This window comes from Paraglaciecola aestuariivivens (assembly GCF_052983255.1).
This window is the reverse complement of the sequence record NZ_JBRKBA010000009.1, coordinates 84,660-100,387: the sequence shown is the minus strand read 5'-3', so window position 1 is coordinate 100,387 and position 15,728 is coordinate 84,660. Positions and strand designations below refer to the sequence as shown.

Sequence of the window (15,728 nt, the reverse complement as noted above, 5' to 3'; positions counted from 1 at the left end):
TGGTCTGTCATTAAGCAGCTCGCAATTGTTGGCTAAATTCGGTTAGCATGGCATTAAAGAGTTCCAGTCTATCTTTGGCAGATTCAGTAGGCACGTTAATTTTTAATTTTTGTGGCCCATCTAGCTTATAAATTCGTGGCTGCGATTGGATCAGTTTAATAATAAAGCTAGGGTTTATTTGGGTTTGCTGCGAAAACTCAACAAAGCCACCGGCGTTGGTACCTTCTAATTTACTGATACCAATGTGCTTAGCTTTTAATTTGAGCAAGGTGATATCAATCAGGTTTTTAGCCGGTTGTGGCAATAAGCCAAATCTATCTATTAATTCAATTTGCATTTCGTTGACCGAGCGTTCGTCTTTGCAACCCGCTAGTTTTTTATATAAAGATAAACGGGTATTTACATCAGCAATATAGTCGTCTGGGAATAAAGCCGGTAAACGTAAATCAATTTCTGTTTGGGTGGCAAGAGCACTATCTAAACTTGGCTCTTTGCCTTCTTTTAAGGCTTCTACTGCCTGTTCTAGCATGTCCATATACAAGGTAAAGCCTATGCTAGATATTTGCCCTGATTGACCGTCGCCAAGTAATTCTCCTGCTCCACGAATTTCTAAATCGTGGGTGGCCAAAGCAAAGCCTGCGCCTAATTCTTCTAACGAAGAGATGGCTTCTAAACGTTTGGCCGCATCTTTAGTTAAGCGCCTTGGATGTGGGGTTAACAAATAAGCATAAGCTTGATGGTGCGAACGTCCCACACGTCCACGTAATTGGTGCAACTGGGCTAAACCTAAATGATCGGCTCTGTCCATGACTATGGTATTGGCAGAGGGCACATCTATGCCGGTTTCGATAATAGTGGTACAAAGCAATACATTAAAGCGCTGATGATTAAAGTCAGACATGACCTTTTCAAGCTCACGCTCGCGCATTTGGCCATGGGCAATAACAATGCGTGCTTCTGGCACAATTTCGGCAATTTCTTCGGCTGTGCGCTCTATTGTGTCTACTTCGTTATGTAAAAAGTACACCTGACCACCCCGTAAAATTTCACGCATTATGGCCTCGCGGATTAGCTCTTTGCTACGTTGTTGGACAAAGGTTTTAATAGGTAAACGTTTGGCCGGAGGTGTGGCAATAATAGATAGATCGCGCATGCCGCTTAACGCCATATTTAAGGTTCGTGGAATAGGGGTAGCGGTAAGGGTTAAAATGTCTACGTCTGAACGTAAGGCTTTAAATTTTTCTTTTTGTCGTACACCAAAACGGTGTTCTTCATCAATAATCACTAGCCCCAAATCATTAAACTTTAATCTGTCTTGCAATAGGGTATGAGTACCTACAATGATATCTACTTTGCCTTCGGCTATGGCGCTTACTATTGCTTTTGAGTCTTTGGCGCTAACAAAGCGCGATAGCACTTCAATTCTAAAGGGGCAGTTAACAAAACGTTCTTTAAAGTTTTCAAAATGTTGGTGGGCTAACAAAGTGGTGGGTACCAATATGGCCACCTGTTTACCTTGATTGGCTGCAATAAAGGCCGCGCGCATGGCTACTTCGGTTTTACCAAAACCTACATCACCACAAACTAATCTGTCCATGGCATTAGACGAGCCCATGTCTTGGATCACTGCATTAATGGCTTTTTGTTGATCTAAGGTTTCTTCAAAAGGAAAACTATCACTAAACGCTTGGTATTCATCCCAAGCAATTTTAAAGGCGTAACCAGGCTTAGCCGCACGTTGGGCATAGACATCTAATAACTGGGCTGCCACATCTCGTACTTTTTCGGCGGCTTTTTTCTTGGCTTTGCTCCAAGTGTCTGTTCCTAGATGATGCAGTGGTGCGTGTTCGATGTCGCCTCCACTGTAGCGGCTGATTAAATGTAGCGACGACACTGGCACATAGAGTTTAGATTTTTTGGCGTATTCTATGGTTAGGTATTCGGTGGCAATGCCACCTGCATCTAGTGTTTGTAGCCCTAAGTAGCGACCTACACCATGTTCGTAATGTACTACAGGCTGATTTATGGCTAATTCGGCAAGGTTACGAATAATGGCAGATTCGTCTGTGCCTTGGCGGGTGTCACGTTTACGCCTGTGACTGATTTTATGCCCTAATAATTCGGTTTCGGTAATAAAGGCTAAGGACTGTTTTTTGTCTTTAATTAAAAAACTAAATTCAGCCGCCCCAACTGTTATACCTATGCTGTCTGGGCTTTGGATAAACTCATCAAAGCTTTTAACGTAGTTAGCTTTAATTTCTGCTTTGCCTAAAATTTCTAACAGGCCTTCACGGCGTCCTGCAGATTCAGCACTAAATAGCACTTTAACTTGTTGTTTTTGCCATTCAGCCACTTGCTGTTTTAACTGTGCCCAAGGCAATTTGTTTTGCGGTTTTAACGCCACATCACCTATGTGATCTGTGGCAAAATTATAGTGACCGGCCTTTTTTTCTACTGCGCCAACCTGAATTTGTACTCTGGGCCATTCTTTTAAAGCGCGAAATAATTCTTCTTCGCGCATAAATATGTCGCCAGGGTGCAATAAAGGTCTGGCTAAGTTATATCTTAACTGTTCGTATCTGTGGCTGACGTCTTGATAATAGTGCTGATGGGCTTTTTGTAAGTCACCATGCATTAACACTGTGGTGTCTTGATTTAAATAATCAAATAAAGTGGCAGTGTGTTCAAAAAATAAAGGTAAGTAGTATTCAATACCCCCTGGCATTAAGCCTTTGCCAACTTGATAATAAATCGACTCTTTACTGTTATTGGCGTCAAACTTGGTTAGGTATTGTTGCCTAAATAACAGGGTAGCGTCTTTGTCTGTTGGAAACTCGCGGGCGGGTAATAGTTTAATTTCATCAACTTTATCGCCCGAACGTTGAGTGACGGGTTCAAAATGGCGAATACTGTCGATTTCATCATCAAATAAATCGATTCGATAGGGGTGCTGACTCCCCATAGGAAACAAATCGATAATGCTTCCGCGAATAGAAAATTCGCTATGGCTCATGACTTGATTCACATGTAAATAGCCAGCGCGTTCTAACCCTTGCCTAAAGTTGTCTATTTGTAATTTTTGCTGCACAGACAAAATCAGTAAATATTTACCTATGTAATCTACCGGTGCCGCACGCATCATTAAGGTATTGATGGGCACAATAAACACACGTCTTTCGTTTTGGGTTAACTGATATAAGGTTTCTAGACGTTGCGAAACAATATCTTGATGAGGTGAAAAACTGTCGTAGGGCAGGGTTTCCCAATCAGGAAACAACTGCACATCTATGTCTTGCTCGGTTAAAAAGTAATCTAGTTCTTTTTCGAGTTTAATGGCACTAGGGGTATCTGCAGTAATGAGTAATATTGGCCCTGGTGCTTCAGTCGTGGCTTTTGCAATGGCTAAGGCTGCGCTACTGCCATGTAGATTTCCCCAATGACGAATATCAGACTTGGTTTTTTGATTGTGATTGGGAAGAGGCGGAGAAAAAATACTCTGTGTCATTAATAGTGTTCGTTTTAGTTCTTTTCTAAGGATTTACGTTTGCGTAAGGCTGCCGCTTGAAGGTGCAAACTGGCTTTGACTAATAGGTCTTGGTCTTCTTCGCGAATACAAGAAAAAATAAGCGATACATGGTACTTATCCTTACTCGGCTTACAAGCAATAACTTCGGCAAAACAAAAAATGGCGCTGGCTTCTTCGCGTAAAAATAATTTTAACTCAGTGATTTGCCCCACCGCCCATTCGTTAGGGCATTCAACTACTATGCCGCCGCCCCCAAATTGTACCCCAGTGTAGCTGGTTTCTTGACTGGCATGTTGTTGTAATATCAACGACATCATTAAGTCTATTTTACGCGATTGATGGGTTAAAAACTCGGCCAACTCAACCGCGTGTTCACCTAAGCTACGCAGTGGTCTTAAGGCTTTGCTGTCGATACTTGATAGCTCACTAGCAATTTGAAATTCGTAAGGCATATGCTGATGTAACTCTGCTGGATCGAGTAAGGCAAAGCTAGGCGCAACTGAACGCATATTGACCGGAATATCGTGCTGGATCATAAAAAATTCAGAGAACTGTTGGTGTTTTTGTTCTAAGGTTAAATTTTCCATTTTCTTTCTCAGTTTTTGTGCGGCTTGTGAGATGTATCTCAAGCACGTATTATTCAACATCCTTGCTAGTATACCAATACTTAACAAGTTGTTTTTCAACTATTTATCAATATAAAAGAATTCTAAACTCATGTTTTATCCAGTCTCGGCTTTTATCGGTTTACGTTATGCCCAAGCCTCAAAAGGCAACCACTTTATTGCCTTTATTAATTTTTTCTCGGTGGCGGGTATAGCATTAGGGTTAATGGCACTGATTACAGTGTTGTCTGTTATGAATGGCTTTGAAGGCGAATTAAAACTGCGCAATTTAGGCATTACCCCGCATATAATGGTGAAACCACAAGAACAAGGCCGTTTGCTGCCAGAGGTTTTGGCTACTCTGCCTGGGGTTGTGGCTAGTGCTCAACAAATTGATGCAGAAGGCATAGTGCAATCACCGCAAGGCTTAAAAGGGGTGATGTTACAAGGCATTGAACCTGAGGTGATGCAGAGCGCTTCTGTAGTGGCCGATCATATGTTAGCTGGGCAGTTAACAGATTTGGTTAAAGGTGAATATGGGGTGATTATTGGGCGCGCTCTGGCAATACAATTAGATTTACATTTAGGTGATAATACTCGCTTAATAGCCGCCGAAAACAGTTATTTTGGTCCTTTTGGGCGTATTTACAGTCAACGTATTTTTACTGTGGTTGGGGTGTACGACATGGGGTCGTCGCTCGATGATAAAGCGGTGTTTATGCATATAGACGACAGCGCTAAATTATTACGCGACAAAACCAATAATTTAGCCCAAACCCGTTTATTTTTGGCCGATGCCTTTGACTATCAAATGGTAGTTGATGAACTGCATAAGCTTGGGTACAGCAGTACCAATTGGCGTGAACAACAAGGGGTGTTGTTTGATGCGGTAAAAATGGAAAAAAATATGATGTCCTTGATGTTGTTACTGATCATCTCTGTGGCTGCATTTAATATAGTTTCAGCCTTAGTTATGGTCGTCACAGAAAAACAAGGTGACATTGCTATTTTGTTGACCCAAGGCATGTTGCGCAAACACATTATGGCAATCTTTTTGTTTAACGGCATCTACAATGGTCTAAAAGGCACAGTCATTGGTGTGCTAGGTGGCGTGCTGTTAGTCAGTCAAATTAACAATTTAATTAAAGTGTTTAATTTTCCGGTGTTTTTAAGCCCACAAGGGCAAGGTGTGCCTATTGATTTGCAATGGAGCCAAGTAGGGGGATTGATTATCACGTCTTTGTTATTGTGCTTTTTTGCCAGTTTGTACCCTGCATATCGGGCGGTTAGGGTGCAACCAGCAAATGCTTTAAAGTATGAATAATCTGGCTTTAACACAACAAAATGAAAATAACTCGGTTCTTGGGCTAAGTATTTGTCTATAATACGAAATTAATTTTGTATTATCGCTCTAAAAATGCGCAGCTTGCTGGTTAATTCAGCACATATTGTAGGTATGTCTAATGGAAAAAACCTTTATCACCGCTCAACAGTTACTCGAAGACTCTTTTCGTGTGGCGGCAAAAGTTTATGAAAGTGGCTTTCGTCCTCATTTTATCGTTGGAATTTGGCGTGGTGGCGCGCCAATTGGAATTGCCGTTCAAGAATATTTTGATTTTAAAAAAGTGGAAACCGATCACATAGCAGTGCGCACCTCCTCTTATTACGGCATAGATCAACAATCTAAAACCATAAAAGTGCATGGGCTGCACTATTTAATTGAAAATGCTAATGCCGACGATAGCTTGTTGATAGTAGACGACGTATTTGATTCGGGGCGAAGTGTTGAAGCACTGATCAAACAAATCAAAAAGCTGTCTCGCGCTAACATGCCAAAAGACGTTCGTATTGCTTGCCCTTATTACAAGCCGCAAAACAATAAAACTGACATAGTGCCAGATTACTACGTACACGAAAGTGACGAATGGTTGGTGTTTCCTCATGAGATTTCGGGCTTAACCCCAGACGAAATCATTCAAGGTAAAACTGACTTAGTCAATGTAATGGACTTATTGCAACAAGATTAAGCTTAAGCTAACGCCCTTAAAACCAAGGGTAAATGATTTTAAAAAAAAGACTGATTTTAATCGGTCTTTTTTTATGCCATAACTAATTGTATTAACCCATAGCTAAAAATTGAAAAGCCAGAACCAGCAGGGCATAGTTGTTTGATAAAAAACACATGGCTGGGTGTTTGCCCACAATTAAAGAATTAAATTAAGCCACTGAGGGTAAGTCGATGGATCAACACCAAGCTAGGCAATATTTATTGCATAAACCTTTTACTCTAGAAGATTATCCATTTGGCGAAGGAGTAGCGGTGTTTAAAGTTAAAGGTAAAATGTTTGCTAATTTAGCCTTAGGTAAAATGGGTAAAGCCCAAAATAGCGGTGAGCCTATATGGTGGATGAATCTTAAATGCGACCCACAAGAAGCCATAATGCTAAGAGATATATTCGACGCCGTTATCCCCGGCTACCACATGAATAAAGTTCATTGGAATACCATTAAATTAGATGGAAGCATACCAAAGGGTGAAATTGAACGCATGATAGATAATTCGTTTAATTTAGTAGTGAGTAAAATGACCAAGAAAGAGCAACAATCAATATTGCTGCATGTTTAATAAATGCCCTTTTACAGTTGTGAATGCAGGTGTTTGCTTAGTGCCAGCAACTGTCATGCTCAACTCGATTGGGAGTCTTGGCATAGAGTGAGATGCAATAAAACGCCTTGGCTAAGGCGTATGACAAGTTTACTGAGAAAGCGGTCGTTGCCCCCTCCCGTTTATCCCCCGTCATTCCTTCGGAGGAAGGAATCTCCTGCAACATCTGTGAAGTCAAAAAAGTATGTTGTTTCCAGAGTTAAAATGGATTAAAGCTCACTCCTATCATACTGATTTACAGAACTTAAATTGCTTGTACGGTAACTATTAGTGGGTTCCCTCCTCCGAGGGAATGACGTGTAATATCTTCAATATCTGCGCCGTCGGCGAGATGTAATATCTTAGATATCCTCAAAGACCGCTTACTGCTACAAGCTCCAATGACGGAGTTATAAGTAAGAGTGTAAGTGACCGCAATTGACACCAAGCAAAGATTCCCAATCGAGTTGGGGATGACGGTTAATGGTGCACATTCGTCACCTACCTTTACAGGTGTGACTGACTAAAGTGGCACAGTGATGCCACTAGATTTGACTCAATCTATGAATAATAAAATCAAGACACGCGTGCCCGCGTAATAATGTGCTGGCAATTAACCTCTAATGGTAAGTTGCCGTAAACTAAACCACGACTTTGCGGTGCTAAGCGCGATAAACAAAATGCTTCGGCAATATGTGGATCGCCACTGCGCATGAGTAGGGCGCCTTGAAAGGTTAACGCCATACGTTCAACTAAAAATCTGGCGCGATATTCTAGTTGTTGTTTATCCTTTAAGGCTTGTTTTAGCTCTGTTATTGCTATGTCTAAGTTAGGATGCAGACCTTGGCTTAACTCTAGTTCGTGATAAAACGCCTCTAAGGCTTGGGGGGATTTATTTAAGGTGCGCAACATATCTAAACATTGCACATTGCCACTGCCTTCCCATATGGAGTTGATGGGGGCTTCGCGGTATAACCTTGGCATTATGGTGTCTTCCATTACCCCCATTCCACCAATACATTCCATGGCTTCAAAGGCATGCTCGGGTTGCCGCTTGCCTAACCAATATTTGCCAATAGAGGTGCCAATTCTAACTAATAGGTTTTCGTTTTCATTAGTGGTTTTGTGATCTAAGGCTCGGGCAATTCGCATGGTCATAGCCAGTGCGGCTTCGCTTTCTATAATTAAATCGGCTAACACATTTTGCATTAGCGGTTGGTTGACAAGTAGTTCACCAAAAGCACTGCGTTGACTACAGTGATGAACAGCTTGCACCACAGCTTGGCGCATGCCTGCTGCCGAGCCAATCATGCAATCAAAACGGGTCATGGCCACCATATTTAAAATGGTACGAATGCCTTTACCTTCTTCACCTATCATTAAGCCATAAGCACCGCGCAATTCAGTTTCGCATGAGGCATTAGACACATTGCCCATTTTTAATTTTAAGCGCTGAATTTGCATGGGGTTTTTACTGCCATCGGGCTTCCAGCGTGGCACAAAAAAGCAAGACACACCTTTAGGGGTTTTGGCCAACACTAAAAATGCATCAGACATAGGTGCCGAAACAAAATATTTATGCCCCACTAACGAATAAGCCTGACCCGCACCAGCTTGGTTTATAGGATCGGCTGTGGTGGTGTTAGCTTGAACATCTGAGCCCCCTTGTTTTTCGGTCATGGCCATGCCCACTGTTATGCCTTTTTTCTGCTCCAGCGGAATATTACGTGGGTCGTATTCTTTGGCCATAATTTGTAGGCCGTATTTGGCCAGTATATCGGGTTGGCTTAAGAGTGCGGGGATTGCAGCTGAGGTCATAGTAATAGGGCACAAATGCCCAGCTTCTACTTGGGTTTGCAAATAAAACATGGCAGCACGTGCCACATGGGCGCCAGGGCTAGGGTCAACCCAGTGTGAAGAATGGATCCCTTGTTCGATGGATTGTTTCATTAGCGTATGATAAGCAGGGTGGAAGCGAATTTCGTCTATTCGATGCCCATAGGCGTCATGACTATAAAATTGGGGTGGGTTTTGGTTGGCTTGAAAGCCCAAGTCAATGCTAGATTGTTTACCTGCCCATTTACCAAAATCTATCAGCTGAGCTTGATGGGCTTGGCCCCCTTCGCGTTTTACCGCTGCGGTTAAGGCCTTGTCTTGCATATACAGGTTATAGTTATGTAGCGGCTTAGGACGATTAAACACTTGATGAGTTTCGGCTAACACTTTGACTGAGTTTTTGCTTTTAGACATGCCCTTAACTACCTTGTTTGGTTGAACCTATTAGTCGGTAAAAATAACCACTAACATCTTAATACTTAAACAAACTAACAATACAGCAAATATTTTTTTTAACACAGCTAAGGGCAGGGTGTTAGATAATTTCGCCCCAAGTGGCGCCATAATTAAGCCAAAAATTGACACTATTATCACAGTTGGAATATGCACAAAACCTATTACTTGCTCATTTTGAGATAACTGCTCGGCTCCAAGGTGACCATTAATGGCGTAACCTATAGTGCCAGATATCGCAATGGCAAAGCCCACTGCCGACGAGCTGCCTATGGCGCGGCGAATGGTTAAGCCTTTACTGGTTAAATAGGGAACCACTAACACTCCCCCTCCAATAGCCACCACTGTTGATATACCACCAATGCCAAATCCTGCTAACGAGGGCGGCAAGCTAAACTTGCTAGTAGAAGAGGTTGGAGCTTGTGGCATAAACATTTTTATGGCCATAAAACACATAAATAACGCAAAAAATATGGCGAGGTAAGCACTGTTGATATAAGGAATAAAAAACGAAATTGCTATAGCCCCTACAATAATGAAGGGCACTAAAGCTTTTACATAAACCCACTCAACATTGTGTTTTTTATAGTGCGTAAAAGCACTAGAAAAGGTAGTGGTAATAATACATGCCATAGAGGTGCCTAAGGCCAAATGCACCGCATGGCTAGGAACAATCTGCTGCGCAATAAAGATACCCGTTAACATAGGCACTAAAATTCCCCCGCCACCTACACCTAATAAACCAGCGGCAAAGCCTACTAGTAAGCCTAATAAACTGAGTTGGATAATTAGGTTAAGGTCCAAATTGTCATCTCCTTGCTAGCTTTAAGTTGCGACGTAAATTTATGGTTATTTGTTATCTAGATAGGCTTTATCGTAAAAAGTGTAAACCCAATGTGGTTTATAAATTATTAATAAGGTGATAGTCATGCCATTAAACATGGCTTCTGGGAATAACATTAGTGTGCTTAAAATTAAATAGTTGTCTTGGATCACAAACCAAGGATAGAGGTTATCAAGATAAAAATAGCCACTTAGCGCCAACATTTTTAGGCCTATAGTGAGGGCACCTGGGATAAACGCACATAAAAATATATAGATAAAAATGTGCCTTGGCAGTTTGTGAAAGGTCACACTGTAAATACTATAAGTTAAGGCAATAGGTGCTAACACCCCAAATATAAAATTCACCCCTAACAAAGTGATAGGCTCTTGGCCAACTAAGGTAACTCCTAATAAGGCAATGCTTGCGCTAATAATGGCCCAACGAAAACCTAAAACTAAGGGCAGGGCAGATAGCCACAAAAAATGTACTGTTAAGCCTGGGTAAATGCCAGTGCGAAACATCCATAAAATAAACACACAGGCAGCACTGCCAAACACTAAGTGCTGGCATTTTTTATTAGAAACTAATTGCGAAAAATCCAGTTCACGACTGATCCAATAGATAAACACTGCACTAAGTGTAAGGGCCAAGATTTGTAGGTTGGTAATAATAGACAACTGTTCCACTGTTATTTAAACACCGCCCAAATAGGTGCATGATCCGAAGGTTTTTCAATGCCACGAAGTTCATAATCTACATCGGCTTCAACTAAGTTAGCGTGTAAACTCGCGGTGGCTAAAATGAGATCTATGCGTAAACCGCGGTTGTCGTTAAAGCCTTTAGAGCGATAATCAAACCAACTGTATTTTTCTGCTTCTTGTGGGTACATGGCGCGGAATCCATCGGTGAATCCCCAGTCCATTAACGTATTTAACCACTCTCGCTCTTCAGGTAAAAAGCTACATTTTTTGGTTTGTAACCAGCGTTTGCGATTGGCTTCGCCTATGCCAATGTCTAAGTCTGTATGCGAAATGTTTACATCACCCATTACAATCACATTTTCATCTGGGCTGTGGTACTCATTTAGATAACCCATTAAATCTTGGTAATACTTGCGTTTGGCAGGGTATTTGGTTTCGTGATTTTGGTTTTCTCCTTGTGGGAAATAACCATTGAGCACGCGCATAGTGTCGCCATTATCCATGGGGTAATTCACCATTATCATGCGGCGCTGGGCGTCTTCATCATCAGTAGGAAAACCATATTGCACTTCTATGGCCGGCTTTTTACACAACATAGCCACCCCATAGTGACCTTTTTGCCCATGAAAATATACGTGATAACCCATAGCTTCGACATCATCCACAGGAAACTGATCGTTATGCACTTTAATTTCTTGCAAACCAATAATGTCTGGTTGATGTTTATCGATTAAAGCTTGAAGTTGATGTAAACGAGCGCGTATGCCATTGATATTAAAAGAAATGATTTTCATTAAAAGGTCCAAAAACTAAAAAAAGGCATCTCTGCCTGCTAATAGCGCTATGTTAACAAGAACTGCTACTTAGCTAAACCTTGAAGTTAGGCTAACTGCCTGTCAAAGTCGTTTGAGCATGCAGAGGTTAATTGAATGCCTTAAAAAAAATGAAAACTTAAACAACTAAAATGAGCTTTGGGTTGTTGTCATCAAAGCTAGTTTAACTAATACACTCAACTCTTTGATAAGCATTTTGCTCGAGTACAGACAGGGCATAGTCAACCAGTTCAGGGTTAAATTGTTGCCACCAAGGTATAAAATCATCCATAGCTAAGAGTACTTGGGTTTTAAAATAAATTTCGTCTAATGTGCCTTCGTTATATTGAAAAACTTCACTGTCTAATCGCACTAAATGTGCTCTAAACCACATAGTTAAGGCGAGGTGTTCTTGAGTTGTAAGGGACCCAAGCAAATTGGTGTCAAGGTGACAAGAAGATGGCATATACCCAACCTTAACTAACCCAGAAAGCAACACATCTGAATCTAAAGCGGTTGCGTACATTTGTGATAGACCACCCGCTTGAGAGCGGTAAGACTCGACTCTCATACTGGCGGTATTTTGGTTTATTTCGTAAGCAAGAAAAATAATCCCTGCGAGCACTCCTATATTAGTGAATAAGGTCAGCCAGTCATTTAGTTTTTGCATATTCATATAGTTCAACTCTGCTAGGGGTGAATGGGCAGCAAAAGCTAGCTGCTAAGTTTATGCTAAATAGCCTAGACCTTAACCAAGCAGAAATAAATGTGGGTTAACTTTGTGCGGCTGCAAAATGCCCTAAACCGACTTAAAAACTCTGTAACCTAAGGTTTAGCCAAACCAAGTGCCCACAGCCTAAATGCCTGGCACTTGGCTCGATTTATTGACTTAATGCAATTTTAATTTAGGCCCAACTAAATTACTTAATTTACGGCTTAGTAAAACCAACAAGCCTTTTAGCCAGCCGTGTACGGCAAAGAGGTGCATATTGTACAAAGAGATATACACAAGTTTAGCTAGGCGGCCTTCAATAAACATGCTGCTATTACTTAAGCTGCCCATTAAATTACCAACAGTGCTGTACTTACTTAAATGTACCAGCGAGCCATAGTCAATATAGCGATAATCCACTAATGGTTTTGATTTAATCAAGTTGATTAGGTTGGTTGCCGCGACATTGGCCATTTGATGAGCCGATTGCGCCCGGGGCGGCACCCACGAGCCATCTTGTTGTTGAAAGCCACAACAGTCGCCAATGACAAAAATGTTTTCGCACAAGGTACTTTGTAATTTTTGATTAACTAAAATTTGTTGGACTCGGTTTGTTTCGAATAAGTTAAGTTGTTGAATAAAATCTGGTGCTTTTACCCCTGCTGCCCAAACTAATAAATCGGCTTCAATAAGCTCATTTTGATCCGTCACAAAGCCTTGTTTGCTGGCACTGGTTATACGAGTATTTTCCAACACCTTAATGCCTAATTTAGTTAGGGCTTTTTTAGCTGATTGGGCAATGCGCTCGGGCAGTGCGGGTAAAATACGTTCGCCAGCTTCAATAATGGATATTGCTAAACGTTTTGAAGACATATGTGGCATTCCATAAGAGCGCGCTAAGTTGGCAATATGGTGAAGTTGAGCGGCTAGCTCAGTGCCAGTGGCGCCAGCGCCTACTATGGCCACTTTTAAACTACGGGTTAAATCAGGCTCTTGATTAATCTTTAGCAGTTGATTGAGTAAGGCTTTATGAAAGCGTTCTGCTTGAGCCAAAGAATCCAGTAAATAAGCATATTGGCTTACTCCAGGGGTGCCAAAGTCATTGCTAACACTGCCAATAGCCAAGACCAAGTAGTCGTAGCTAATCTCTCTACTTGGGATCAGGACTTCACCCTGTTCGTCTAAAATGGCATCGAGCTTAATTCGTTTAGTGATCCTGTTGATATCACTCATATTCCCTAATTGAAATTGATAATGATGCCGAGTGGCGTGAATACTATAATCCACCCCATCTGAGTTTTTATCTATCACACCTGCAGCCACCTCGTGCAACAAGGGTTTCCAAACATGGGTAGCTTGCCTATCTACTAAAACAATTTGGGCTAAGCCTTTTTTGCCTAGCTTGCGGCTTAATCGACTAACAAGCTCTAAGCCACCCGCACCTCCGCCTACAATGACAATTTTTTGCATGGTTTTTCCTATGAGTAATGTAAAAACTGGGGGCGTCAAAAAGCAGCAATACAGAGGGAATAAAAACACTATTAGAAATAAGTATTGAAGTCACTGCTATAGATAGTGAGTCGCGCAATAGCTAGATCATGCATAAGATAAATTTAGCTGTCTAGTTCAATATGTTTAGTCTTAGCACTAGATGTTTGTATGCTTTGTTCGTTCGGATAGCTAACTAACAGGTTAAGTACTAACTGGCTGGATTTTTTTAAACAAGATTAGCAATAAAAAAGCGGAGCATTTGCTCCGCTTTTAGCATTGTATTTTAAAAAGTCATTACTTTATTGCGTTAAATACGTTGATGCGGCCTTTGCCATATTCTTGGTCAACACCTGGCGCACCTAAATCATCAGCTGATTGCTGAATCGCAGCTCTGATCTTAGCTGGGCTACGACCATGATCTTCAACCATCAATGCTGCTAGACCAGATACGTGAGGAGCAGCCATTGAAGTTCCACCTAAACCTACGATGAAATTACCGGTTTGGCAATCTGGAATGAGAAGTGAAGTAGTAGAGCATGCTGACCAAACAGTTCCACCCGAACTACCACCTGGCGCAGCAACATTAATCGCAGAACGACCATAGTTGCTGTAGTTTGCAATAGCATCTACGTTGTACCATGGACCAACGTAAATTGAGTCACTTGACGTTGGACCTGTTGCAGAAACACAAATCGTTGAAGGTGTGCTGCAATAAGTTTTGTAGCCGTTACCGTCATGATCTAAATCGATTGATGAATTACCAGCTGATACTACAACTGTCACCCCGGCAGAGCGTGCATAGCTAAAGAACTTATTATAAAAACTATGGGCGCCTGGATAATCAGACTTAACATAGGCACCACCTAAACTCATGTTGATTACATCTGCGCCATTATCTACAGCGTGTGCAATACCACTAAAGATTGCTGAACCAGGGCAACCACCGTCAACAACACTACAGACTTTTACACCCATTAATGTGGTCTTAGAGGTCACGCCGGCTAAAACATAACCGTTACTTGATACTGTTGCGGCAACGTGTGTCCCGTGATAACCAATATCAGTAATAGGGTGCATGCCTGGGAAGTAATAATTTACGTAAAGGTCATCAATTGGCACAAAAGATGCTGAACGGTCTAAATCAACTAATCCTTGTAAATCTGCATGGGTATAAGCAATTCCTGTATCTAGAATGGCAACGGTCACATCAGCTGAACCTGTACGTCCTGCTGCCCAAGCATCATCTGCATCAATCGCGCGCATGTTCCACTGCCATGCGAACCTAGCTGCATCAGCTGGGTTATCTGAACTTTCAACCGCTGAAGCCGGAGCAGCTTCAATTGAGTCAATACTGACATTAGGCATTTCAAGCATAAAGTCAGGAGCAAGTTCGCTTACCATATCTAATTGGGCTAATGATTCAGCCGATACATCAGACAAACCTTCAACCACTGCAAATTTAGTCTTGTCATGACGAAAAACTACAGTGCCACCTAATTCGCTCACTTGTGCTTCAAAGTTTTTAGCGTTGCCTTTAAGTGTAACAAGATGACGATTGCTTTCTGCTGCAACTTGCATAGAAAGGCCCATCGCGATTAAAGATAGGATTAATTTACTTCTTACTTTCATGGATACTCTCTTATTATTTAATTATTATTGTGTTGACGTTATTACGCTTTTTTTTAGTCTTATTTTTTTAGAGTAAAGGCAAAATAAATCGTTAGTTTCGATAAAACAAAAACACAGAAAGCCTGGTGTTATTTTTATCTAACTGATTAATCTAGCTTACCAGTTTGGTTGTGCGGCATATATCGTGCCAAAAGAAATAAGATGTTTTATATCAATCACTTGCAAATGATGTTAGATTTAATGACACTAAAATTGTAAAAAAAACCGACATTAAATGTTATTAAAAGTAATTTGTAAGTTACATGTAAAACCAAGGTTTAGTCCTTAATACTTGCTGAGCTTTACAGCTCAACTCAGTGCCCAGTGTTTTTAAAATGTGTAAAAAAAACTGACAATCAAGAGATTACCCAACTAATACAGCGACTTTTACTGAAAGTTAAAAAGGGTTGAACTTATAGGCTTGATCGGCAATTTTGTGTAGCTGTGAGTCAAA

General features: G+C 41.2%; 12 protein-coding genes. 3 read left to right on the top strand and 9 right to left on the bottom strand.

The genetic code is table 11. The features are described 5' to 3' along the window. Nucleotides 1–10: 10 nt before the first annotated feature. Entirely contained in the window at nucleotides 11–3,505 is a 3,495-nt protein-coding gene (gene mfd, locus ACVCDT_RS13515; protein WP_447133314.1) for a transcription-repair coupling factor, read from the bottom strand. 14 nt (nucleotides 3,506–3,519) lie between these two features. Then, nucleotides 3,520–4,113, bottom strand: a complete 594-nt coding sequence (locus tag ACVCDT_RS13510; protein ID WP_447133313.1) for a PilZ domain-containing protein — start codon at nucleotides 4,111–4,113, stop codon at nucleotides 3,520–3,522. Nucleotides 4,114–4,243: 130 nt separating this feature from the next. Here ACVCDT_RS13510 and ACVCDT_RS13505 point away from each other — a divergent pair, with 130 nt between their 5' ends. From ACVCDT_RS13505 to ACVCDT_RS13495, 3 genes are all read left to right on the top strand, one after another. Next, a complete protein-coding gene (locus ACVCDT_RS13505) occupies nucleotides 4,244–5,455 on the top strand; it encodes a lipoprotein-releasing ABC transporter permease subunit (protein WP_447133312.1) in 1,212 nt (403 codons plus the stop codon). 139 nt (nucleotides 5,456–5,594) lie between these two features. Then, nucleotides 5,595–6,158: a phosphoribosyltransferase gene (locus tag ACVCDT_RS13500; RefSeq protein ID WP_447133311.1), complete on the top strand. Its 564-nt coding sequence runs from the start codon at nucleotides 5,595–5,597 to the stop codon at nucleotides 6,156–6,158. A 212-nt stretch (nucleotides 6,159–6,370) separates the two neighbouring features. Beyond that, nucleotides 6,371–6,757, top strand: a complete 387-nt coding sequence (locus ACVCDT_RS13495; protein ID WP_447133310.1) for an MmcQ/YjbR family DNA-binding protein — start codon at nucleotides 6,371–6,373, stop codon at nucleotides 6,755–6,757. Between the two features lie 594 nt (nucleotides 6,758–7,351). Here ACVCDT_RS13495 and ACVCDT_RS13490 read toward each other — a convergent pair. The 7 genes from ACVCDT_RS13490 to ACVCDT_RS13460 all read right to left on the bottom strand — a co-directional run bounded on the left by ACVCDT_RS13490 (nucleotide 7,352) and on the right by ACVCDT_RS13460 (nucleotide 15,184). After that, entirely contained in the window at nucleotides 7,352–9,025 is a 1,674-nt protein-coding gene (locus ACVCDT_RS13490) for an isovaleryl-CoA dehydrogenase (RefSeq protein WP_447133309.1), read from the bottom strand. 30 nt (nucleotides 9,026–9,055) lie between these two features. Then, nucleotides 9,056–9,868, bottom strand: a complete 813-nt coding sequence (locus tag ACVCDT_RS13485; protein WP_447133308.1) for a sulfite exporter TauE/SafE family protein — start codon at nucleotides 9,866–9,868, stop codon at nucleotides 9,056–9,058. Between the two features lie 45 nt (nucleotides 9,869–9,913). Then, a complete protein-coding gene (locus tag ACVCDT_RS13480) occupies nucleotides 9,914–10,576 on the bottom strand; it encodes an energy-coupling factor ABC transporter permease (RefSeq protein WP_447133307.1) in 663 nt (220 codons plus the stop codon). Between the two features lie 2 nt (nucleotides 10,577–10,578). After that, nucleotides 10,579–11,385: an exodeoxyribonuclease III gene (xthA, locus tag ACVCDT_RS13475; RefSeq protein WP_447133306.1), complete on the bottom strand. Its 807-nt coding sequence runs from the start codon at nucleotides 11,383–11,385 to the stop codon at nucleotides 10,579–10,581. Between the two features lie 202 nt (nucleotides 11,386–11,587). Continuing rightward, on the bottom strand, nucleotides 11,588–12,079 hold the full coding sequence (locus ACVCDT_RS13470; RefSeq protein ID WP_447133305.1) for a hypothetical protein: 492 nt from the start codon (nucleotides 12,077–12,079) through the stop codon (nucleotides 11,588–11,590). A 213-nt stretch (nucleotides 12,080–12,292) separates the two neighbouring features. Further along, nucleotides 12,293–13,585 carry an NAD(P)/FAD-dependent oxidoreductase gene (locus ACVCDT_RS13465; protein ID WP_447133304.1) on the bottom strand — a complete coding sequence of 431 codons (1,293 nt, stop codon included), beginning with the start codon at nucleotides 13,583–13,585 and terminating at the stop codon, nucleotides 12,293–12,295. 315 nt (nucleotides 13,586–13,900) lie between these two features. Then, entirely contained in the window at nucleotides 13,901–15,184 is a 1,284-nt protein-coding gene (locus tag ACVCDT_RS13460; protein WP_447133303.1) for a S8 family peptidase, read from the bottom strand. Nucleotides 15,185–15,728 lie beyond the last annotated feature (544 nt).

What these genes read in the sequence shown, in the direction of transcription:
- ACVCDT_RS13510 (WP_447133313.1), bottom strand. Translation starts at nt 4,113, where the DNA reads ATGGAAAATTTAACCTTAGAACAAAAACACCAACAGTTCTCTGAATTT.
- ACVCDT_RS13490 (WP_447133309.1), bottom strand. Translation starts at nt 9,025, where the DNA reads ATGTCTAAAAGCAAAAACTCAGTCAAAGTGTTAGCCGAAACTCATCAA.
- mfd (WP_447133314.1), bottom strand. Translation starts at nt 3,505, where the DNA reads ATGACACAGAGTATTTTTTCTCCGCCTCTTCCCAATCACAATCAAAAA.
- ACVCDT_RS13495 (WP_447133310.1), top strand. Translation starts at nt 6,371, where the DNA reads ATGGATCAACACCAAGCTAGGCAATATTTATTGCATAAACCTTTTACT.
- ACVCDT_RS13505 (WP_447133312.1), top strand. Translation starts at nt 4,244, where the DNA reads ATGTTTTATCCAGTCTCGGCTTTTATCGGTTTACGTTATGCCCAAGCC.
- ACVCDT_RS13500 (WP_447133311.1), top strand. Translation starts at nt 5,595, where the DNA reads ATGGAAAAAACCTTTATCACCGCTCAACAGTTACTCGAAGACTCTTTT.
- xthA (WP_447133306.1), bottom strand. Translation starts at nt 11,385, where the DNA reads ATGAAAATCATTTCTTTTAATATCAATGGCATACGCGCTCGTTTACAT.
- ACVCDT_RS13470 (WP_447133305.1), bottom strand. Translation starts at nt 12,079, where the DNA reads ATGAATATGCAAAAACTAAATGACTGGCTGACCTTATTCACTAATATA.
- ACVCDT_RS13460 (WP_447133303.1), bottom strand. Translation starts at nt 15,184, where the DNA reads ATGCAAGTTGCAGCAGAAAGCAATCGTCATCTTGTTACACTTAAAGGC.
- ACVCDT_RS13465 (WP_447133304.1), bottom strand. Translation starts at nt 13,585, where the DNA reads ATGCAAAAAATTGTCATTGTAGGCGGAGGTGCGGGTGGCTTAGAGCTT.